General features: G+C 67.1%; 16 protein-coding genes and 4 pseudogenes. 13 read left to right on the forward strand and 7 right to left on the reverse strand.

From position 1 onward, the window contains the following. Nucleotides 1-18 precede the first annotated feature (18 nt). From ACZ5K7_RS36020 to ACZ5K7_RS36035, 4 genes and pseudogenes are all read right to left on the reverse strand, one after another. Entirely contained in the window at nt 19-756 is a 738-nt protein-coding gene (locus ACZ5K7_RS36020; RefSeq protein WP_468920415.1) for a DUF1684 domain-containing protein, read from the reverse strand. Nucleotides 757-1,471: 715 nt separating this feature from the next. After that, entirely contained in the window at nt 1,472-2,002 is a 531-nt protein-coding gene (locus ACZ5K7_RS36025; protein WP_468920418.1) for a hypothetical protein, read from the reverse strand. Nucleotides 2,003-2,096: 94 nt separating this feature from the next. After that, nucleotides 2,097-3,014 carry an Lrp/AsnC ligand binding domain-containing protein gene (locus tag ACZ5K7_RS36030; protein ID WP_468920421.1) on the reverse strand — a complete coding sequence of 306 codons (918 nt, stop codon included), beginning with the start codon at nt 3,012-3,014 and terminating at the stop codon, nt 2,097-2,099. A 32-nt stretch (nt 3,015-3,046) separates the two neighbouring features. Then, nucleotides 3,047-3,268, reverse strand: a pseudogene (locus ACZ5K7_RS36035) (IS110 family transposase); the annotation flags it as partial. Nucleotides 3,269-3,470: 202 nt separating this feature from the next. Between ACZ5K7_RS36035 and ACZ5K7_RS36040 the strand changes: the two are divergent. The 5 genes and pseudogenes from ACZ5K7_RS36040 (at nt 3,471) to ACZ5K7_RS36060 (ending at nt 8,224) form a co-directional block, all read left to right on the forward strand. Then, nucleotides 3,471-4,214, forward strand: coding sequence for an NUDIX hydrolase (locus ACZ5K7_RS36040; protein WP_468920424.1), 744 nt, complete (start codon nt 3,471-3,473; stop codon nt 4,212-4,214). Continuing rightward, nucleotides 4,215-5,378 (forward strand): 5'-methylthioadenosine/S-adenosylhomocysteine nucleosidase family protein, encoded by a 1,164-nt coding sequence (locus ACZ5K7_RS36045; protein WP_468920426.1) that lies wholly within the window; start codon nt 4,215-4,217, stop codon nt 5,376-5,378. It begins immediately after the preceding gene. Then, nucleotides 5,375-7,360, forward strand: a complete 1,986-nt coding sequence (locus ACZ5K7_RS36050; RefSeq protein ID WP_468920429.1) for a hypothetical protein — start codon at nt 5,375-5,377, stop codon at nt 7,358-7,360. The genes ACZ5K7_RS36045 and ACZ5K7_RS36050 overlap by 4 nt, the downstream gene beginning before the upstream one ends. A 114-nt stretch (nt 7,361-7,474) precedes the next feature. Beyond that, the gene (locus ACZ5K7_RS36055; RefSeq protein WP_468920432.1) at nt 7,475-7,963 is read left to right on the forward strand and encodes a helix-turn-helix domain-containing protein; all 489 of its coding nucleotides are present in this window, start codon (nt 7,475-7,477) and stop codon (nt 7,961-7,963) included. After that, nucleotides 7,860-8,224 (forward strand): annotated as a pseudogene (locus ACZ5K7_RS36060) (transposase family protein). Before ACZ5K7_RS36055 ends, ACZ5K7_RS36060 begins: the two are co-directional and overlap by 104 nt. Nucleotides 8,225-8,398: 174 nt before the next feature. Here ACZ5K7_RS36060 and ACZ5K7_RS36065 read toward each other — a convergent pair. Beyond that, nucleotides 8,399-9,783, reverse strand: a pseudogene (locus tag ACZ5K7_RS36065) (IS1380 family transposase). 220 nt (nt 9,784-10,003) lie between these two features. Between ACZ5K7_RS36065 and ACZ5K7_RS36070 the strand changes: the two are divergent. The 4 genes from ACZ5K7_RS36070 to ACZ5K7_RS36085 all read left to right on the forward strand — a co-directional run bounded on the left by ACZ5K7_RS36070 (nt 10,004) and on the right by ACZ5K7_RS36085 (nt 14,089). Continuing rightward, nucleotides 10,004-10,378: a hypothetical protein gene (locus ACZ5K7_RS36070; protein ID WP_468920434.1), complete on the forward strand. Its 375-nt coding sequence runs from the start codon at nt 10,004-10,006 to the stop codon at nt 10,376-10,378. Nucleotides 10,379-10,508: 130 nt separating this feature from the next. Continuing rightward, on the forward strand, nt 10,509-10,739 hold the full coding sequence (locus ACZ5K7_RS36075) for a hypothetical protein (protein WP_468920437.1): 231 nt from the start codon (nt 10,509-10,511) through the stop codon (nt 10,737-10,739). Nucleotides 10,740-11,514: 775 nt separating this feature from the next. Further along, nucleotides 11,515-11,796, forward strand: coding sequence for an HU family DNA-binding protein (locus ACZ5K7_RS36080; RefSeq protein ID WP_468920438.1), 282 nt, complete (start codon nt 11,515-11,517; stop codon nt 11,794-11,796). Nucleotides 11,797-13,612: 1,816 nt separating this feature from the next. Next, nucleotides 13,613-14,089, forward strand: a complete 477-nt coding sequence (locus ACZ5K7_RS36085; protein WP_468920441.1) for a DUF4158 domain-containing protein — start codon at nt 13,613-13,615, stop codon at nt 14,087-14,089. Between the two features lie 156 nt (nt 14,090-14,245). On the opposite strand, the gene ACZ5K7_RS36090 is transcribed toward ACZ5K7_RS36085, so the two are convergent. After that, nucleotides 14,246-15,115, reverse strand: a complete 870-nt coding sequence (locus tag ACZ5K7_RS36090) for an oxidoreductase (RefSeq protein ID WP_468920444.1) — start codon at nt 15,113-15,115, stop codon at nt 14,246-14,248. Between the two features lie 142 nt (nt 15,116-15,257). On the opposite strand from ACZ5K7_RS36090, the gene ACZ5K7_RS36095 reads away from it, so the two are divergent. Further along, nucleotides 15,258-16,163, forward strand: a complete 906-nt coding sequence (locus tag ACZ5K7_RS36095; protein ID WP_468920447.1) for a helix-turn-helix domain-containing protein — start codon at nt 15,258-15,260, stop codon at nt 16,161-16,163. Between the two features lie 585 nt (nt 16,164-16,748). On the opposite strand, the gene ACZ5K7_RS36100 is transcribed toward ACZ5K7_RS36095, so the two are convergent. Next, on the reverse strand, nt 16,749-17,117 hold the full coding sequence (locus tag ACZ5K7_RS36100) for a hypothetical protein (protein ID WP_468920449.1): 369 nt from the start codon (nt 17,115-17,117) through the stop codon (nt 16,749-16,751). 2,133 nt (nt 17,118-19,250) lie between these two features. Between ACZ5K7_RS36100 and cas5e the strand changes: the two genes are divergently transcribed. The 3 genes and pseudogenes from cas5e to ACZ5K7_RS36115 all read left to right on the forward strand — a co-directional run bounded on the left by cas5e (nt 19,251) and on the right by ACZ5K7_RS36115 (nt 20,633). Continuing rightward, nucleotides 19,251-19,994, forward strand: coding sequence for a type I-E CRISPR-associated protein Cas5/CasD (gene cas5e, locus ACZ5K7_RS36105; RefSeq protein ID WP_468920452.1), 744 nt, complete (start codon nt 19,251-19,253; stop codon nt 19,992-19,994). A gap of 169 nt (nt 19,995-20,163) precedes the next feature. After that, a pseudogene (locus tag ACZ5K7_RS36110) lies at nt 20,164-20,325 on the forward strand (type I-E CRISPR-associated protein Cas6/Cse3/CasE); the annotation flags it as partial. A gap of 119 nt (nt 20,326-20,444) precedes the next feature. After that, complete coding sequence (locus ACZ5K7_RS36115; RefSeq protein WP_468920739.1) at nt 20,445-20,633, forward strand: type I-E CRISPR-associated protein Cas6/Cse3/CasE; 189 nt, start codon at nt 20,445-20,447, stop codon at nt 20,631-20,633. The last annotated feature ends 1 nt before the right edge of the window (nt 20,634 follow it).

A 20,634-nucleotide genomic window follows, 5' to 3' on the forward strand; every position in this document is an offset into this window, starting at 1 on the left:
GGGAAGGGCTGCGGGCGATCAGTACTGTGCGGGGAAGCCGTCGCGGAAGACGGGGCGCTTCTCGCCAGCCTCGACGGCCAGGTGGAAGCGGTTCTGCCGCGGCGGCATCGGACAGTTGTACTGATCGGAGAAGCCGCAGGGCGGCACGAAGGCCCGGTTGAAGTCGAGGACGACCCGGCCCTCGTCGGCGGTGCGCTCGACGAACAGGAAGCGGCCGGCGCCGTAGGTGGTGTCCCCGTTGGTGGGGTCGCCGAAGACGAGCAGCAGGGTGCCGTCGTCGTCGAAGGCGCTGAGGGTGTACTCGCGGCCGTCGACGGTGAGGGTGATGTCACCGGGAACGACCAGGTCGCGGCTGCCGCCGTTGTCCCGGATGTGCTCGAAGGCGATCCGGCGGGCGCCCGGGACCGGCGTGTAGGCGGCCTCCAGGACCCAGGCGGGGTCGTACGGGAAGGTGTCGACGCCCTCGAAGTGGCGGATCGCGGGCGCGTCGGCGTCCCAGAACCGCAGGCCGTGCTCGGGCTCGCCGGTGACGAGATCGGTGCGGCTCAGCGTGGTGACCGTCACCGTCGCGGGCTGTCCGACGCGGGCCGCCTCTGCGTCGGCCTGCTCACCGGCCGGGAGCCAGCGGGTCTCGACGAGGGCGAGGTTGCCGGTCGGCGAGGTGAGCGCGCGGCGGCGTCCGGCACACCAGGCGTCCCAGTCCTCCCGCGGATCGACGGGGGCCGGGGAGGAGGAATGGGACACGGCGGCACTCATTCGGCTAGCAGGGCTGGATCACCACGGAACGTCATCACGTGGCCAAAGCATGTACTTTATCCGCCATAAGATCGCCTAATGTCAAACACCTGTCTCGACCACTGAGACGGATGAAGGACGAAGTGAGCGGGCCCCCGTGAGATCCCGCTCACGGGCGGCCGGGCGCAGTCCTGGTTGCGCTCAGTCATGCCCACTGGATCACCGCATACGGTGACGCGACCCGCGTCACCGCGAACGCGGGTTCAAGGGACACGGGGACAGTCGGCGGCAGGAGCCGCGCCGGATGCGGCCCGGCCGGCCCGCACGCTGTCGAGAACGCTCAACGTTCCCTGAGACAGGTCATGCGCCCGGACTTGGTGGTCGGCGGGTCTTGGCTTGTTACTGCGAGTCGCGGTGAAGTCACGGATGGCATCGGCCAGGTCGGGGAGGTCGGACGGATCGATGTTGCGCGGGTTGGCCGCGTACCGGACCAGACCGAGGAGGCGGTGCAGGACGTCGGCTTCGTGTTGCTGCCGATGCCAGTCCGAGTCGCCGTCGTCAGGGGCTGGGGCGGGGCACTGCGGACCGTTCGTCCTCGGCCATACCGTCCCGCAGGGCGGTCGGCCACACGAGTGGGACCGGCTCAGGGTTGCCCTGGGTTTCGGAGCCACGGACCGCCGGATGACCCGCGCCTCCTGCGACCGGTCGACGCGGTCTTGGGGGTTACCGATGGCGGTCAGCTGAGCTGCCATGCGGCGGATCCGCTGCGCATGGTGGCATGCCCACTCTCGTTCAGCGCGCCGGCTACGGCGCTCGCGGGCCTGTTCCACTCGCTCGCTCTGTGCACGCGGCACCGTGCCGTCTGGTCGGGTGCAGGCCCGGCCGACCTGAAGGTGTCGCCGCCCTGCCGCCTGTCGCCCGCTGAGCTCCTGCCATGGGGCGATGCGCGCCAGGTGACCCTTCTGGTGCGTGCGAGCGAGGTGCGCTTGAGTTCGTCGTGGTCGAGCTTCTCGCGCAGGATCCGGATGGCCAGCTGTGCGGCGAGCACGTCGGCATCTGCGGCGTCGGGCAGCAGGGTGCCCTCGGCCCGCTGGCAGATGCGGTCGTAGTTCCGTGCGATGTTCATCAGCCGTCCCAGCGAGCCGTCGCTGCGTGAGGGGAGCTGGCGGCCGCCCGAGGGAGTCTGGGTGAGCCGTGCCCACGCCTGGTCCCGGTTGTGCTGAGCGTCCGGGTGCCGCTGGTATCCAGAGTCGGATGTCGTCCTCATGACGACTCCTCATGTCGTCTCGAGGACGACGTTTCCGGTGCCTGCGATGGTGAGGGATCTCGCTCCGTCCTCTCCCGGCGCTTAAAGCCGGGGTCTACGCGAGTGTGGGATGGACCAGGCGGCCGTGGGAGATGAGGGAGGCGGCCTGCTTGAGGCGGCGGAACCTGATGCTGACCCCGTAGCCGTCGATGCCGGGAATGGCGGCGAGCCGGGTGGCCAGGTAGCGGTAGAAGTCCTCGGCGTCGCGACAGACGACGACGGCCATCACGTTGCTGTCGCCACTGATAGCTCCGGCGAAGGCGACTTCGTCGTGGCGGGCGATCTCATTTCCGGTGCGCTCCAGATGGGCTGGGGTGACGCGCAGCCAGAGGGTGGCGTTGAGGTGGCGGCCGAGGCATTCGGGAATCAGGTCGACGTCGTAGGAGAGTGCGCCGGACGTCTTCAGGGCCTCAAGTCGGCGGGCTACGCGGCCTTTGGACCAGCCGGTGAGGTCGGCGAGCTGAGTGTGGGTGGTGCGGCCGTCCTCGGCGAGGGCGTCGAGGAGGGGAGCCCCCTGGGTGGTAGGGGGCAGGAGAGGTCCGGTCGAAGCGGGAGGTCGGCCGCTGGTGAGCCGGTGTTTCTGCTCGGGCGTGAGGTGTTCGCCGTAGCCGGTCCAGCCGGCTGTGTCAGGGCTGCCGAAGGCGTGGACGAGCAAGTCGATGCTCACGTCGAGCACGGAAGCGGACTTGGGTAACTGGCGCAGTAGCATGTCATCGCGCTGGGCCTGGAGCGGTGACCGGATGATGCAGATGATTTCCGAGCCGCCCGAGGCGATGGCGGCGTAGGCGATGTCGGGCCGCCGGGTGAGAGCGTCGGCGAGCGGGCCGACGCGGTCGGGGCGGCAGTGGATACGAGCAACCCATTGTGCCTCTCCGTATACGGCGGGGTTGACCAGACCCACGACGCGCATCACCCCGCTGCGGCGAAGGACTTGGTAGCGACGGGCCGCAGTCTGCTCCGAGACCCCTGTCACGTCGCCGATGAGCCGGAACGGAGCGCGCGGGGCGTAAGCGGGAGGGCACCGATCGAGGCGGGCTGGTCCACGACCACCACGACGGTGCCGAACTTGGCCTTCAGTTTCTCGAAGACGTCCCGCAGTTTTTGTTCGGTGTTGGGCAGTTGCTTGTCGAAGACCTTCTTGCCGGTCGGGGTGAGCCTGTGCCCGTGATGGTGGCTGTTGCCGACATCCAGCCCGAGGATGACGCCTATCTCGTCGTGGTCGTTCACGCCGTTCCCCGATGCGGGGTTGTGCGGTGCTGACCTGGGCGTTGGCGTCGGACACAACGAAAAAGCAGACCGCGGTCGGCCCGCGTCTGGCAGTGGAGTGGAAGACGAGTTGACCGCACAGAACGCCTCCGCCATACGGCACCAAGGGCGTTCGTAGGGCCCTTCTTGTCAAAGCGACAGGAACCGAAGTACCCTAAGCGGCATGCAAGCTGACGCGTGGTCACCGCCGCCCGTGCTACTGACGGTCGATCTCGTGATCCTGACACTGCGTGAGGGGCGACTGTGTGTCCTGCTCGTGGAGCGGGGCGAAGATCCTTTTCAGGGCATGCTGGCTCTGCCTGGCGGATTCCTCAATCACGCTGGTGAGGAGATTCTGGACGCCGCTCACCGTGAGTTGAGTGAGGAAACCGCTCTGGCTGCCGGGTGGGTGCACCTTGAACAGTTGGCCACCTACGGGAACGCAGGCCGTGATCCACGGGGGCGAGTCGTTTCCGTGGCCCACTTGGCGATCGCGCCGGGGCTTCCCGAACCGGTCGCGGGAACGGATGCGATGGATGCTGCGTGGGTTCCCGCGGAAACCGTCCTGTCCGGTGAGGTGGAACTGGCCTTCGATCACCGCCGAATCGTGACGGACGGAATCGAAAGCGCGCGAACCAAGCTCGAATTCTCGGCGCTGGCCACGGCATTCTGCGGAGAAATCTTCACCATAGCCGAGTTGCAGCAGGTGTACGAGGCGGTTTGGGGCACCGAACTCGACACCCGTAATTTCTACCGGAAGGTCCAGGCCGTAAAGGGATTCATCATCCCCGCAGGCTCGGGACGTAGGACCACGGGAGGACGGCCCGCGCGGCTGTACCGGGCCGGGCCGAGGACGGTGTTGTCCCCACCACTGATCCGACCTGTCCCGTCCACGACGGAAGAGGACATGAGAGAGGATGGGGAATAGATGTCGAAAGACCTGGTGGTGATTCTCACTGCCCTCAATCTCGAGTACCAGGCCGTGCGCCGGAAACTGGCCGGTCCGCAGGTGCACCGTCATGAGCGTGGGACGCGGTTCGAGGTGGGAACCGTGCAGGGCACTCCGTGTCGTGTCGCGCTCGGTCTGACCAACAAGGGGAATCATTCCGCCGCGGTGATCGCTGAGCGCGCAATACAGGAGTTTTCTCCGGTGGCTGTGTTGTTCGTCGGCGTCGCCGGTGCCCTGTGGGACACAACCAGGCTGGGTGACGTGGTGATGGCGACACACGTGTACGCCTACCACGGCGGGACCAGCGAGGACGACGGACTCAAGGCCCGTCCCCGGGTGTGGGAGGCGGCGCACGGTATCAGCCAACTCGGCTCGCATCTGGCTCGCGTGAACGACTGGGCCGACGACACGCCCGGTCATGGGCGCGCGCCACAGGTGCGGTTCGGCGCTATCGCCGCCGGCGAGGTCGTACAGAACTCGAAGATCTCGGCCGAGGCGCGGTGGATCCGGCAGCACTACAACGACGCGCTCGCGATCGAGATGGAGGCCGCCGGTGTGGCACAGGCCGGTCATCTCAATGGGGCACCGGTGGCCATCATCCGGGGAATCAGCGACCGAGCAGATGGCACGAAGAGCAGCGCGAAGGACCGTAACTGGCAACCACGGGCCGCAGCGAACGCGGCGGCATTCGCCACACGGCTGGCCGTGGAACTGGTGGGAGAACAGGAGCAGATCGCAATGTCCCAGGCAGACAACGCCTATCCGTCCGACAGACTCAAAGCGCATGTCAGCAACACCGCGCATAGCAGCACCGTTGGCATCATGGCCGGCTCAGTCAAGGAGAGCAGCGTCCACTTGAACGCGGGACCGAAGGTGACCAGTCCGGCGGACCTGGTCGCGGAACTGGACGGTTTCCGTGAGCACCTGAGGCGTCACCACGCGGAGGGCGCCCTCGACGACGACACCTGCCGAGAGGCACTGGCCGAGCTGGGCTTTGCCCGCCGGGCGGCAAGGGAGAACACGCCCGGATCGTCCAAGAGGGCGACCATGGCACTCAAAAGGTTACGCGGTCTGGTCGCGGAGTTTTCCGAGCTGGTGGCCAGGCTGGCACCACTGGTTGTTGCGGCGGGTGACTTGTCATGATCGACAGCAGCAGTGTCACGTACACCTCGGCCGCATACGACTCCACCGTCGGAATCCAGGCCGAGACCGTACACAACTCCAACGTCTACTTCGTCCATCCGGATGCATCGCCTCAGGAAAAGTACAAGGTCGGTGTGCGGTTCCTGGAGGATGGCATCCCCAGCCGTGCTCGCGACATGATCAGTGACGCTATAGCCCACGGACACGACAACGCGGAGGTCCGTTTCCACTGGGTGCTTGCCATGCTCAGTGCACGCGCCTACCACGACCTCAGCACCGAAGAACTCCACCAGCTGCACCATACGTCCGGGCTCGTACGGACCTACGCCGAGGGAGAGTGGAAAGACGCTCTCCGCGTCGCTTTCGAACTGCTGGCGATGCTCAGCACTGCGGACGGCGAAACAGGACGCGTGCAGGAGCGGTTGCGAACCCTCTCACCTCGCCAGCGTGACGCGATCCTTCACCACTTGGACCTCGTACTCACCGGAGGGCTGAAGGACAGCCTGTGGGCTGAGAACCGTGAGCGGGCCGAGACAGCTCGCTTCGGCAACGACCGGGTCCAACGGGTCTGGGCCTATTTCGAACCCGACCCCATTGGGCCACGGGCCCTGCCGCCCCGTCCGAGCACCGCTGCTGTCGCCCAGGCAGCCCTTCCAGTCCGGGCCGGGCTGTTCGCCGTCGTCACCGCATTCCTTTGGATCTTGGCGCTGGTCGCGGATCCGGCTGCGGCAGTCATCGACTTACTGGTCGCGCTCGGTGCGGGCCTGGCCGCGGCTCACTTCGGCCGCCGATGGTGGTACCAGGAGCAGCAGCTGAAGGCCAAGGCTGGTGAGTCCCCCATCCTGCACACGGGCGGTCCCGCCTCTGCTGGGGACGGGTTCACCAACAGCGTCCGTCATTCGTTCGATCACTACTTCAGTGCCCGCTTGCCCCATGGATTCGCCCCGTACGAATGGCTCGGTCATACCGTCCACATCCGCAACAACCTCGCCGCCGAGATCGCGCTTCTCTACCGAGAGAGCCGAATCAGCGTGGACCGGGTCAACTGGCTGATCCGCTATCTCGCTGAGGATGCCCGAGACCGCCACAACGAAGGTACTCTGTTCGATCACCGCAAGCAGAACCAGACACCGGCGGTGGCGAAGGCGCTGTGCGTGGTCGCACTCATCACTCTCGGCATCACGACTCTGGCCCTGCTCGGAACAGTGGCCTCAGGTGCGGGCGCGTCACAGATGCTGCTGGCCATCCTGGCCGTAGTCGGTGTGGTCTGGTCCGGACGCGCGGCTGCCTCCTCGTGGTTGGAGGCCCGGGGTGAAGAGCACCGACTGGCCGAGGAAACCCAGGAATATCAGGAGCGGCTGACCGCGCGGCAAGTCGCGTACCAGAACTGGAAGTCGTTCCTGGACACCACGCGACCCAGTGAGCTGGAAATGGAGACCTGGCTCACCTGCGACAAGACGCTGTTCGTCGACGAAGCACTCCGCCACTACCAGCTCACCTGGCGCGACCTGATCACCCACACCATCCTGATGACCCCCGCACGCCCCTACAAGCGGGGGCGTGTGAAGGGCGGTCCTTGGCGATACTCGCGCTACAGCTTCCGTCTTTTCCTGGTCACACAGGATGGCGTTCGTGAAATCAGCACGGAATTCGATTTCACCGACGCGAAACGTGGGAACGAGCAGCGAAGTAACTACCGGTTCGACGCGTTGTCCTCCGTGCAGGTCACGGAACGTACTCATGTCGGCTACGACCTGGAGCTCGTCCTCACCAACGGGCCCGCCAGGAATATTCGCGTTAAAGACGCCGATACCCATCAACTGGCGCCGGACGAAAATGCCCAGGAGATCGCCGAAATCAACCTCAATGCGGCTGGTTTCATCCATACCTTCCGCCTCCTGGAAGGAATCGCGGCGGACGGAAAGGGATGGATCGAACGAAACAACCCCAACAACCTGCCGTCCTTCCGTGCGGCTGACTGAGCTCTTTCAGTGTGGCCACTGATCGGGTGACGGGATCGATGCCCGCAACGCACGAGGCTCCCGTGCCGTTGGGGAAGGTGTTCGAAGTCTCAACCCACAGGCACAGGAGCCGCGTTGGTTCCGTATTCTGCCGCACTCGACCTGCCCCACGCCCTGGTCGAGTGGGTGACCATGCTCATCGTCACTCGCGAGGGTGACCGCCGCTGCAAGCTCCCACCGCACCAGCGTGCCCTGGTCGGCCTGGTGTACCTGCGCCGCCATGACACCCTCGCCCAACTCGCTGCCGGGTTCGGCATCTCCGTCGGCACCGCCCACGCCTACGTCACCGCCGTCGTCGACCTGCTTGCCGGCCGCGCCCCTGGCCTGCTGCGCGCCCTGCGCGAGGCCAAACCGGAGTACGTCCTGCTGGATGGCACCCTGGCGGAGTGCGACCGGGGTCGGCGACAGCCGGGCCGACTTCTCCCACAAGCACCGCCGACACGGGGTGAACGTGCAGGTGGTGACCGACGCGGTCGGGCAGCTGCTGTGGATCTCGCCGACACTGCCTGGCCGCGCACACGATCTCACTGCGGCTCGCGCCCACCGGATCATCCGGATCTGTGAACGCCAGGGCATCCCGGTCCTCGCCGACCGGGCCTACATGGGAGCCGGTCCGTGGGTGACTACAGCCCTCAGACGCCCGCCGGGCCGAGACCTCACCCCACCCAACAGACCGTCAACCGCGCGCTATCTGCGGCACGGGCACCGGTCGAGCGCGGAGTGGCCCGACTGAAGTCCTGGCGCATCTTCCGCAGATCCCGGTGCAGCCCGAACCGAATGACGTCAATCGCCGCTGCCGTCCTCACCTTGGAGCGGCAACGCTGAAAGACCTCACTGATCCCGGATCCACCGGCTTGATTCCCGGTTGATCGTTTCGGGGTCGTGCAGGCCGTGTTGGGGCTGAGTTGCGGATTCGGGCATGGGGGGCCGCTGGTCTGCCCAGCTCTTCCACTCTGTCCACAGGTCTCGGGCCCTTTCGGGCAGGTCGGTCAGGGAGCGTCAGAGGGCCGGTGCATGCACCGTGCTGAACAGCTGGGTGAAGTCCTCGCTCCAGGGCCAGCGCTCGGGCAGGTGCAGGGTGAGGCGGCGGGCGGAGCGGGCCAGGCGGACGGGCACGTTGATCAGGCGATCACGGATGGTGGCGGTGGTCGCCCTGGCACGGAACGCGGAGGCCAGGGCGCCGGCGGCGCGGGTCAGGTTGTGTGCCAGGGCCGCCAGGGCGAGCCACGCGGCATTGGCCTGGAAATGACCGGACGGCGCGTGGGCGAAGCCGCTGTTCTTGACATCGGCGATCACCTGCTCGACGACAGCCTGCCGGTGGTGATCACGCTCGGCATCCCTCAAGGCGAGCTGGAGTCGGTGAACGCGGCGTGGTAGCGCCAGGTATCGAAGAGCGTGCCCTGCCCGGCAGGGACGGTACCGGCGCTCAGGCGCTTGACGCGGCGCGCGATCAGCCGGGCGGTGACCTGCTGTTTCTTCGGCTTGGAAATGAAAGCGGTGTAGCGGATCTCGGCTACCTCGGCGTCGGAGATCCAGCACTGGCCCTCCTCGTCCCAGACCGCTTGGGGATATTTGATCGGTGTCCAGGCGTCCTCGTCGATGCGGGCGATGGTGGCTTTGACGGAGGCGTTCATCCGCATGGTGATGGAGAAGCGGGCACCCAGGGCCCGGCAGGCGTTGATGACGTCGGCGCCGTAGAACGCGGAGTCCGCCCGCAGCACCAGCAGGCCGCTGGCGCCGCAGGCGCGTGCGGTGCGGATGGTCTCAGCGACGAACGCTGCCGCCCCGCGCGCGGAGTTCGAGGGTCCCTTGCGCAGCCTGGTGGCGGCGATCACGGGGGCGGACAGAGGTGTGGAGACGACGCCGAGCAGTGCATTCAGGCCCTTGACCTTGCTGTATCCGTATCCGGCGCCCTGTTTGGCGTAGCCGTGGGTGCGGCGGATGGTGTCGTCGATGTCCACGTAGGCGGCCTGGTCCGCGCCGGGCAGCAGCGGGGTGTAACGGGCCAGTTCGTGCAGGAACCGGCGGGCCACGGCGTGCAGTTGCTTCACGTGCCCGTGGGTGAAGGAGCGCAGGAACGACCCCAGCGTGGACGGGGCCCGCACTCCGGAGAACAGGCGGCCCATCGCGCCGTGCCGCAGCCGGTCCATGTCGTCGATGCTGTCGGCGCCCGCGGCCATGCCGCCCACCAGCGACATCAGTTTCGCCGCTGGGAAGGCGCCGGTGCCGTCCTTCGAGGCGGGCAGCCGGACGTGCTCGCCAGCCAGCTTGGGCAGACCGCACCGCTCGGCCAGCCGCACCACCGGCTCCAGCCCGCCGTACGCGATCAGGTTCGGATCATCGAACGCGGATGAGACCGCCGCCGCGGCATGGGAACTTTGTATCTCGGAAGTGCCTTGTCGATCGTGCCTGATGTGGTCCTAGGAAAACCCCATCATCGCAGTTCGCAAGGCACTTCTTCGTTTCTGGGTGAACCATCCACCGGCATCAAGCCGGATGATCTGGGCTGATTCTTCCGGGTCTTCAGAGCGGGCAGGGGCCGGAGCGACGGAGCCCTGCCCGCTCACCCATCAGCCCAGCCGGGACCCGAGCTTGGGAATGGCCGTGGCCGGCACAGTAGACGTCACCGTGAGCAGACTGCTGCTGGCCGAGAACGACCGCACCAAGGAGGAGCAGAAAGCCCGGATAGCATTCCGTGACAACCTGCTCTCCCTTCTGCGCGCCGCGTCTACCGCGGCCCTGGCGATAACCGTCCAGAGCAGGCAGGCTCAACTGCTACTCGCTGGCCCCGTGATCTGCCTGGCCCTGAGGTGGACCTACTTGGTCAACGACGAGAAGATCTCGGCGGTCGGCTGCTACGGGTTGGGACCCCGGCTGGCCGAGCTCAGCGGCGCCCGCGGCGCGCTGTCCGACATCCGTGTACTCGTGGACACCCGGATGAAGGCAGAGCTCGCCGCGCTGCCCGAGGCGATCGCGTAGGAAATGTCCATTTGGATCAAGGACGTCCGCGGAGAGGGGCCCGTGGGAGCACACCTGCCGGACCTACTGCAGCATCTTCCGTTACGGGCAAGTCCTCGAACCGATCCTGACGCAGTGGCTGCCGGACGGCGTGGCGGTCCTCCGCGAGATCACCCGCGACGACGTCAATAAGGCGCGCGCCACCCGCAAGGGGACCCCGGTCTGGTCGCTCCATATCGTCCTGCGGAACGTCTTCAGGGCCCTGCGGCTGGAGCGCGTGATCTTCCGCGATCCCATCCGCGGCCTCGTCTTCGCCGGGATCAGCAAGACCCCGCCCTCCGTACCCGGGGACCGGCTGGCCAGCGTCCTCAGCCACGCGTAAGGCGACTTCCAGCGCCTCGTGATGGCGCTGGTCTGCGTCCATGCGCTCAGGGGCACCGACATCCGTAACCTTCTGCTTATTGACTTTGACCTGTCCCGCTAGCGTCTCGTCGTCCGACACCCCAGGGATCGTCCAGCAGGGACAAAACGTCTCCGGAGGGTTCCTGAAGGGCGCCGCGTACAAGGCCGGCTGTGGCGCCGTGGCGCTGATCATCAACTGGTGGGAAACCCGGCACTGAGCCCATGGGCGGCAGGAGCGATGGACCGCTGATGTGTCGGCAACCCGCCGTTCGCAAGGCTTCTCGCCACCGATGTCAGCCCGCCTCTGCATGCCCTCGCCGAGGACAACCCCGGCGCGGTCAATCCCGATCTGCCGCGCGCGATGATCAAGATAGGCGTTCAGCATGGCTGCTCCTCGGGCCCCAGCGGCAGACGAGTTCCTGCACCGGCTGCCGCAAGCCAGGACAGGGCAGGGCCAAGATGCAGCAGAACCAGCCCCAGCGCCTTCAGCGCAGTTCGGATTCGCTTGCCGCGCTCGGTCACCACGGCATCGGCCAGGGTGGCCTCCGTGTCCGTCTGGACCGATGCCGAGATCGAAGCGACTGCGAAGCACTCTGGATATTGGTCCGATAACGCCACTTCATGCCGGCCGGTCGTCGGTCAGCCCCTCAGCGTCCCACCGGCGCACGGCGCTTTCAGAGGGCAGTGGCAGGATGGCTACCACGTGCCCCGGCCAGTTCACACGGCTGGGGTGATCCTCAGAGGAGAGTTAGATCATGAACCGCACCGAGCTGGTGGCCGCGCTCGCCGACCGCGCCGAAATGACCCGTAAGGATGCCGACGCCGTACTGTCCGCGCTCGCCGAGACCGTCGGCGACATCGTCGCCAAGGGCGACGAGAAAGTCACCATCCCCGGCTTCCTGACCTTCGAGCGCACCCACCGTGCCGCGCGCACCGTCCGCAACCCGCAGACTGGCGCGCCGATCGACATCCCCGCTGGCTACAGCGTGAAGGTCTCCGCGGGCAGCAAGCTGAAGGACGCCGCCAAGGGTAAGTGAGCTTGCCGCGCGCAGTCGTCGGCGGAAGACCCCGATGGCCGCACTGCACCCGAGGAAGAAGAGGCCGGCGCGATGGACTTCTGCTCGCAGACGGCACCGAAGCTTTGGTGCTCTGGCGGGCGCCGGTCACCAAGCCCTCTACCCCACAGCGACTCTGTCGCTTCGTTGAAAGCCGTCATGATCCGCCCACGGGCCGTCGGTTCGCGTTTTCCGCAGGGGGCTCGAGCAGAATCGACGGGTAGTGCAGCCATAACCATTCAACGCGTCGCCTTTGGTTTGCCTGGGTGTACGGAACTCAGTAGGTCACCTACTGAGCAGTCGGGCGCTCTTTGCTCAGGTGACGCGGTCCGCCCGGTATCTCCAATTCCGGCACAGATAGTTCATCAGTGCCGCGTCATCGGAAGACGGCGGATGCCGGGCTGGTCGCGGGCCCCGTCGGTGACGGATGGGGGGGTGGGGGTCCCGCATCAGTCCGGCGGGGCCGCCATGAGCGTTACCGGTGGCACCAACACACCGGGGCCTCATCATGAGCGACGACGACCGGCGACAGAATCCTCCCGCCAACAACGGAATCGCGATCAGCGGCGGCACCCACCCGGTGGCCAGCATCCCGGCTCTCGGTCCCCCCGCCCCGACGTTCTCGAGCCCGATGTCCTCTCAGCCGCGCAACCACAGCCCAGTCACCAGGACAGACCAACTCCTCGCGCAGGTCTAACCGTTGCTGGAGTGCGAACATCCCCGCGTCGGCGGGGACCACCTTTTTTCGTGTACGGCGCGTACGAGCTGGACCGGAACACCCCTGCGTCGGCGGGGACCACGAGACCTGGAACATCGTCTGCCCGTTGGGCTGCGGAACACCCCCGCGTCGGCGGGGACCACTCGACAACGCCCGGGTCAGCACTGACGAGGCCCGGAACACCCCAGCGCCGGCGGGGACCACGGGGCGACGTCGGGCATCTGTTTGCGGATGTCCGGAACACCCCCGCGCTGGCGGGGACCACCTGCCGCGCGACACCGCGGGGTTCATCTGCATCGGAACACCCCCGCGCTGGCGGGGACCACCTGCCGCGCGACACCGCGGGGTTCATCTGTATCGGAACACCCCCGCGCTGGCGGGGACCACCCTATCGCGGCCCGCAGTCCCGCCTTCGAGACCGGAACACCCCCGCGCTGGCGGGGACCACACCCGCTCACTCGCCCGCTCGTGGAAAAGTTGCGGAACACCCCCGCGCTGGCGGGGACCACACTTGCTGACCTGCGCATCAGCAATCGGCTTGCCTTTTCTTTGCCCGGCCCGGTCGCGCCCGGGGTGTCAAGTGGTGTTCGACGGAGCGACTGTAGCGGCTGTCTCTATCTTGAGGAGGATGTCGGTGGGGGTGTGGTTGGGTCTTCGGCTACCGGGTGCACGGATGCGGGAGGTCCTGCGTTGAGGGGAGGGCACGATTTTTTGGGGGCGGAAAGGACTTGGCTATGATCGTCCGGTGCTCGGCGAGCTATCCCTACAGCAAAGACGGCCAACTCTGCACGGACCGCCTGTCGGCTCCATGCGCTCTCAACAGGCCGTCGGCAGCGGCGGGACCGGGGTGCCCAACACCTGCCGATCAACCTGCAGTTAGTCCGGTCCAGCCTCATTAGCGCCGCTCGACCAGAGTCTCAGGACTCGACGCGACTGCTGTTGTTTGCGCCCCAAGTGCATTGGCGGTTGTTAATCTCGACGCCTCGATCGGCAGGAGTGGGAGTCCGAGGACCTGATCGAGGGCTGGGCGCTGGTGGAGAGGACCCGGAGCGGCTACGGAATAAGTCGGGGGCGAACCGGTTGGGGTTCGCGCTGTTTCTGAAGTTCTTCGAGGTGGAGGTGCGGTTCCCGGAGGACGCCGGGGAGATCCTGACGCCGGCGGTGGAGCGGGCCGCGTACGACTGGTTGGGTCTGGCGATCAAGCAGCATCGGATTGAGATCCGGGGCGCGTTCGGCTTCCGTGAGTGCACCGAGGGCGACCAGGCTCAGTTCGCCGAGTGGCTGGCGGTCGAGCTGTGCGGGGTGGAGTTGCACTCGGACCGGCTCGCGGAGGCGGTGGTAGCCCGTTGCCGCAAAGGCTGGCTGGAGCTGTCGGCCTCAGGACAGATCGCCCGGCTGGTGGGCAAGGCGGTCAGCACCTTCGAGGAACGGTTCTGCTCGGCCACCGTGGGCCGGCTGTCGGAGGCGACCCGGTCCCGGCTGGACGACCTGATCGCCGAGGATGCTGGCGCGGAGGAGGAGAGCGCGAGCGGCGGGGCATGTTCTTCACCGAATTGAAGGCGGACGCGGGCGCGCTGGGGTTGGACGGCCTGTGGGCGGAGGTGAATCTCAGCGCCAACCGCGGTTCCGTTGATTCCCGGGGCCGAATTGGGGGCCGGCCATCTGATCGAGGTCGGCGCCCAGCCCATGCCTCAGGACTTCGAAACAGGGGACTCAACTGCCGATTGTGTCGAGTTCTGCGACCGTGTTCGCCGACAGTGCCAGGTCGGTGGCGGCGATGTTCTGGCGCAGGTGGGCGCGCGAGGAGGTCCCTGGAATGAGGGCGATGGTGGCCGAGCGCTGCAGCAGCCAGGCCAGGGCGACCTGCTGCGGTGAGGCGTCCAGGCGTGCGGCGACGTCGGTCAGGGTCTGTGACTGCAGCGGGGAGAAGCCGCCCAGAGGGAAGAACGGGGTGAAGGCGATGTTTTCCGCCGCGCACCGTTCGACGAGGACGTCGTCCTGGCGGTTGGCCAGGTTGTAGAGGTTCTGCATCGTGACGACCGGGGCGATGGCCTGCGCCTCGGTGAGCTGGGCATCGGATGCGGCACTGAGCCCGAGGTGGCGGATCAGGCCCTCCTGCTGGAGCTCGACCAGCGCGCCGAACATGTCGCCGACCGGCTCCTCGGTCGTCTGCCCCTCGTTGGTGCCCAGGCGCAGGTTCACCACGTCGAGCGCCTCCACGCCGAGGTGCTGGAGGTTCTCGTGGACCTGGGCCTTGAGGTCCTGGGGGTCCCGCGAGACGTTCCAGCTGCCGTCGTCGCCGCGACGGTTGCCGACCTTGGTCACGATGCGCAGGTCCGCGGGGTAGGGGTGCAGGGCTTCCTTGATGATTTCGTTCACGACGGCGGGCCCGTAGAAGTCGCTGGTGTCGATGTGCGTGATGCCCCGCTCGACGGCTTCCCGCAGCACCGCGACGGCCTCGCCCCGGTCCTTGGGCGGCCCGAACACGTTGGGTCCCACCAGCTGCATGGCTCCGTATCCCATGCGGCTGATGGTCAGGTCGTCGGCGAGGGTGAGAGTTCCGCCGGGGGTGGTGCCGGTCATGGTGCACCTTTCGTTGTGCGGCTGTATGGGCAGCTTGTCCTGTATCGACTGTGCGCGCTTCCGGGCGGCCGCGGCAGTACCCCGCTGTTCCTGGGGGTGACAGGGACAGGCACCCGCGCCGGTACGGGCCTACGGTTGAGGCATGGATGGCACCAACGCGCTCGGCGAGTTTCTACGCGCCCGCCGGGCACTGGTCAGGCCCGAGGACGCCGGAATCCGGGGCGGCGGGCTCCGGCGCGTGCCGGGGCTGCGCCGCGAGGAGGTCGCGATGCTCGCCGGGATCAGCGCCGACTACTATCTGCGCTTGGAACAGGGCCGCGACCGCAATCCCTCGCTTCAGGTCCTCGAAGCCCTGGCCGACGTCCTGAACCTGGACGCGGACGCCACCGCTCACCTCATCGGCCTGACCCAGACGCCCTCCTCCCGAGTCCACCGGGCACTCCGCTCCACAGGCCGTGCACGGGCTGCACGGAAACCCGAGACCGTGCCGTCCGGCATCCTCCAGCTCATGGAGGGCTGGACCGCCAATCCCGCCTACGTTGAGAACAAGTTCACCGACGTGCTCGCCGCCAACGCGCTGGCCACGGCTGTCTCCCCGAACTACTCCGCCGGCGTCAACCTCCTGCGCGCCGTCCTCCTTGACGACAGCGAACGAGAACTGCTGCAGGATTGGGAGGAACTATCCGAGGCACTGATCGCCGCCCTGCGGGCCAACGTCGGGCCCGACGTCGACGATCCGCGGCTGGCCGAGCTCGTGGGTGAACTGTCCGTGCACAGTGAGCACTTCCGCCGCCTGTGGGGCCGCCACGACGTGCACCCCAAGCGACCGCGGGTCAACCGACTGCACCACCCACAGGTCGGCGATCTCGAACTGCACGCCAGCAAGCTGGCTATCGTCGGCACCGACGGTCTCGTCCTCAAGGTCTTCCACGCCGAACCCGGCAGCCGCAGCGCCGAACTGCTCGCGATCCTGGGAAGCCTGGCAGCCTCCGGCAAGGGCCGGAACCCGACCGGCACCGACCGCCACCAGATCATCGACGAGCAATGAAGGACCGGATATCCCGCTTCGAGACCGGCCAGGCGTAGCCGGCACATTCCATTGCAGGAGTCCTGCCTTCGCGTCTCTTCCGCCTCCTGAGAACCTGCTTCTCCACCTATCGTCGCAGGTCAGCGCCGTAGACGCGCAGATGATGACGGCGGGCGCACGCCCACGCCTGAACACCAGCCAGACAGAGCAGAGGACCCCGGCAGCAGATCCGAGCCGACCTGATCATCCCCACCGGCGAGCGCAAGGGACAGAACCCCTCCGTCGCCAGCTTCTAGCGGGCGCTCGCCGAGCACGCCGTGCGCGAGGCGCACTCCGAAGCCGTCACACAGGCCAGCGCCGACTTTGCCGCCCTCCAGTTCGGCGAAGTCCCCGGGCCCGCCTCGCTCTCCCTCACCGAGCGTCACTATGATCACAGAGAGCTACTTGTCACTTCGCCGTAGCTTCGGGAGATCGGGGGTGAGGTCCGCAGGTTCAAGGAAACTGAAGGCCCTTCAGCCCGAACCCACGGGTGCGATGCTCCGATTCGGGGGGTGAACCCGCAGGTTCGCGATCAACTTGCTGGGGTGCGTCCCGTAGCCGATCGCCTCACCCTGTTACGCGGTAGCCGTGACCTTTGCGGGGATCACGATCACGGCCGTTGTCGAGAATTGCGCTGCCGTACTCACCGTCAGCGACCCACTCGACCTTTAGGGAGAATCGGACATCACGCTTTCCAGGATTGATCCTGAGTGTCAGCTGTTTCGGATGGTCGGCGGAAACCGTAAAGGGGAAGTCTGTGCGATCAGGTTCGGCCCTTCTGGTCGTTGGCACAACAGAGACAGGGGTTTGCGTAAGACTTACATCGAATATGGGTTTATTTGCAGTAACGGAACAATTGACCGCAGGGGAAGGTTCTTCTCCGTCCTTCGGGAGTGCCTCGGCGGACAGGATGTTGACTTTGATGCCGGTGACCACGATGGCCTCGTCGGTCTTCGCTTGCAGTACGAGGGGAAGCGTGGCTGGTGTGCAGGGGGTGGGGCCCGGTGTGTACGCTGTCAGCCCGGGTGGCCCGGAGATCTCGCCCCAGATCCATCCCCACAGACCTTGAACCGCCCAGAATGAGATGGCCCCTAGCAGCGGCAGAACCACGAGTGTCGCCCAATGCGTCCGGTCCCGTAAGGGTGCCCATGGCTGTACTGGGCCCGGCTCAGGCTGCGGTTCCGGTTCCTGCCTTGCGTCACTGTCAGGCTGTGGCGTTGATGTGTTTGGGTCCTCAGGCATGTCAGCCTCTCGCGGAGCCTATTTTCCTGTACGGTGCATTGTCTCCAATCCGTTGACACTCAGGCGTGATTCGATGGGGGCCCGCGGGTACGGCGCCCCGATGTCAGGGGGACGTCGGCCTGGTGGTGGAGTCGCTGGGGCCGTCTCGGCGGCCTGCTCCAGCAGGGCACGTGCGGAGTCCGCGTAGCGCATCGCAGTTTTCTCGTCGAGTCCGAACACCTCGGCAAGGTGAAGTGGGCCGGGGCCTTTGACCATGGCTTCTTCGAGCTGACGGTCGACGCGGAGTTTCTCCAAGGTCGCGCTCTGTCCCCGCAGTGCAGTACTCATCCAGTGGTCGCTGGCTCGGCCGGTGGTGTTGGCGGTCGCGCAGTTCACCCACGAGGTCGGCCAGCGCCGTTCGCATCTGATCGAGAACGCCCATCAAGGCAGGTGCCGCCACACTCCAGTAGAGCTCCGTGATCTGTTGGTAGGGGTTGCCGATCCCACGGTTCATAACACGTACCAGATCAGCGCTCTGAGGCAGGGCGAGGCGCAGGGGCCCTTCGGACTCTACGACCCGACGCGCTGCCACCTCGAGCTCACCGATCCCCATCCGGAGGGGGAAGTGCGTGTAGCTCGATGATGCGTTCGCCGATGTGGTGGGTCGTGACGGAATCCCGGGGCTCGAAAACGTTCCCGCCTCGGCGGGAACGACGACTACGAGTCCGCTCGGGTCGACTTCAGCGGAAATACTCGCGCGTCGGAGGGTGCGACGTGGGATCGACGAATACGCGGCCGAGGTCCTTTGGAACATCCCCGCGTCGGCGGGGACCACCTGTGTTCGTGTTCGGCGCGTACGAGCTGGCCCGGAGCACCCCCGCGTCGGCGGGGACCACATGATCTTGCCCTGTTGACAGTTCGTCCGTCACGGAGCACCCCCGCGTTGGCGGGGACCACGGCACTTCGCCGTCTGCTGCCTCCCGCCCCTCCGGAACACCCCCGCGTTGGCGGGGACCACGCGAGACGTCCTAGGAAGGTGTCAGGAGGACGTCGGAACGCCCCCGTGTCGGCGGGGGGCACTCCAGCAGTTTACGAAGCCTCCTTCAGTGCCGGAACACCCCCGCGTCGGCGGGGACCATCTGAAGCCGAGCGCGATCGCAGGCAGCGACAGCGGAACACCCCCGCGTCGGCGGGGACCACGTGTGCTCGATCGAGGCGGCTAAACCCAGCGGCGGAACACCCCCGCGTTGGCGGGGACCACGTGTGCTCGATCGAGGCGGCTAAATCCGGCGGCGGAACACCCCCGCGTCCGCGGGAACGACCCTGCGGGCTTGCCCACCCCGTCGGCCTCCGTTGGAACACCCCGCGTCGGCGGGAACGACGACCAATCATCCATGCGAGAGAGTCGCGATGCGGAACAACACCCCCGCGTCGGCGGGAACGACGCTTGATGACCTGCGCATCAATAGTCGTTTTGCCGATTCTTTGCCTGGCTGGTCTGTGCCTCGGGTGTCAAGTGCGGTTCCACGGAGCGACTGTAGCGGCTGTCCCTGTTTTGAGAGGGATGTCAGTGGGGTGTGGTTGGGTCTTGGGCTACTGGGCCTTGGGGTACTGAGTGTGAGTGCGGGAGGTTTTGGGGGAGGGGAAGGCCGTTGGGTGGGGTGGTGGAAGCGGCGTGGGGGAAGGCCCGGTGGCTGGATCCTGCGGTGGCGCCGGATCCGCTGGTTGGGCATTTGCTGGATGCGGCGGCCGTGGCATTGTGACCGCCCTCGGGGAGAGCCACGCATCGTTCTACGACCTGATCGAGGCCGCCGCCGAGGCCGATTTTCCCGCCAGTGGGGAGCGGGCGTGAGTGGGTTCCTGCTGCGCTTGGCCGGCCCTCTGCAGTCCTGGGGTGAACGCTCGCCGTTGGCCCCCGACCGCGACACCGCCCCGTTTCGCACCCGCTTCGCCCTCGTCGGCATGTTCGCTGCCGCCGAAGGCATCACCCGCCACGACACACATGCCCTCGACACACATGCCCTCGACCGGCCCGGCCACCCGCTCGCCGACTATGACACCGCCGGCGGCGGACGCCTCAGGGACCAGACCCCAGCCACCAGCAGCGGCAACAAGGGCGCCGCCGTTGCCGCCCGCCGCCACTTCCTGGCCGACGCCGTCTTCGCCGTCGCCGGCCCCGAAGCCGACAGGGACCGTCTGGCCGGTGCCCTTGTCCACCCGCACGGGGTCCCCTACCTGGGCCGCCGCTCCTGCGTTCCCGACGAACCCCTCCTCCTGCGCATTGCAGAACCTGATCCCGTCGGTCAGCTCCTGCGGGCCGTACCGCTCAGCCATGACCCCGCACGTCCCGCACCCAAGGACGGCACCGTCCCCGTCACCTTCCTCTGGGAACACGTCCCCGCCGCACCGGCGCGCGGTGAGGACACGCTCACCGTTTACGACGTGCCCCGCAGCTTCGATCCGCACGCCCGCGCCCTCGGCAGACGCACCCTGCACCGCACCGTCGAGTACCTGCCCACCCACCTCGCGGCTGGCACCCACACCCTGCACCAGCACCTGATCGACTACGCCCTCAAGGAGGCCCTCGTATGAGCCACCGCGTGGCCCTGGCCCGCATCCGCCTCAACCCTTACAGCCGCGCCGTCCAGCGCGACTTGCGCGACGCCGGCGAGATGCACGGCACCCTCATGCGGATGGTCCCCGACGCCTTCGGCGACGCCCCCGCCAGGCCGCCGGACTCCTCTACCGCCTCGACGAGACCCACACCACCAGCACCCTCCTCGTCCAGGCCACCACCCTCGACCCCACCCGCCTCCCCGACGACTACGGGCATGCCGACCTGAAAGACCTCACCCCGATGTTCACTGCCCTCACGAAGGGACTCACAGTCCGCTACCGGATCGTCCTCAACCCCGTGAAACGCAACCGCCTCCCCCTCGACCAGAAGAACACCCGCGGCAAGATCATCCCGCTCTCCGGGGAGGCCGCCGGTGGACCCGCCGTGCCACCGACGCCGGCCTTCGCCTGCACACACTCCTGCCCATCCCGGCCACTGCCCAGCGGACCGGCGCCAAGAACAAGGAGCACCTGCGTCTGGGGCTGCTGTGCTATGACGGCACCGCCACCGTCACCGACCCCGATGCCCTCACCGCCGCCGTGCTCACTGGCATTGGCAGGGCCAAGTCCTACGGCGCCGGCCTGCTCAGCCTTGCCCCAGCAAACGAGCGGTGAG

The organism is Streptomyces sp. NPDC031497 (assembly GCF_055580905.1).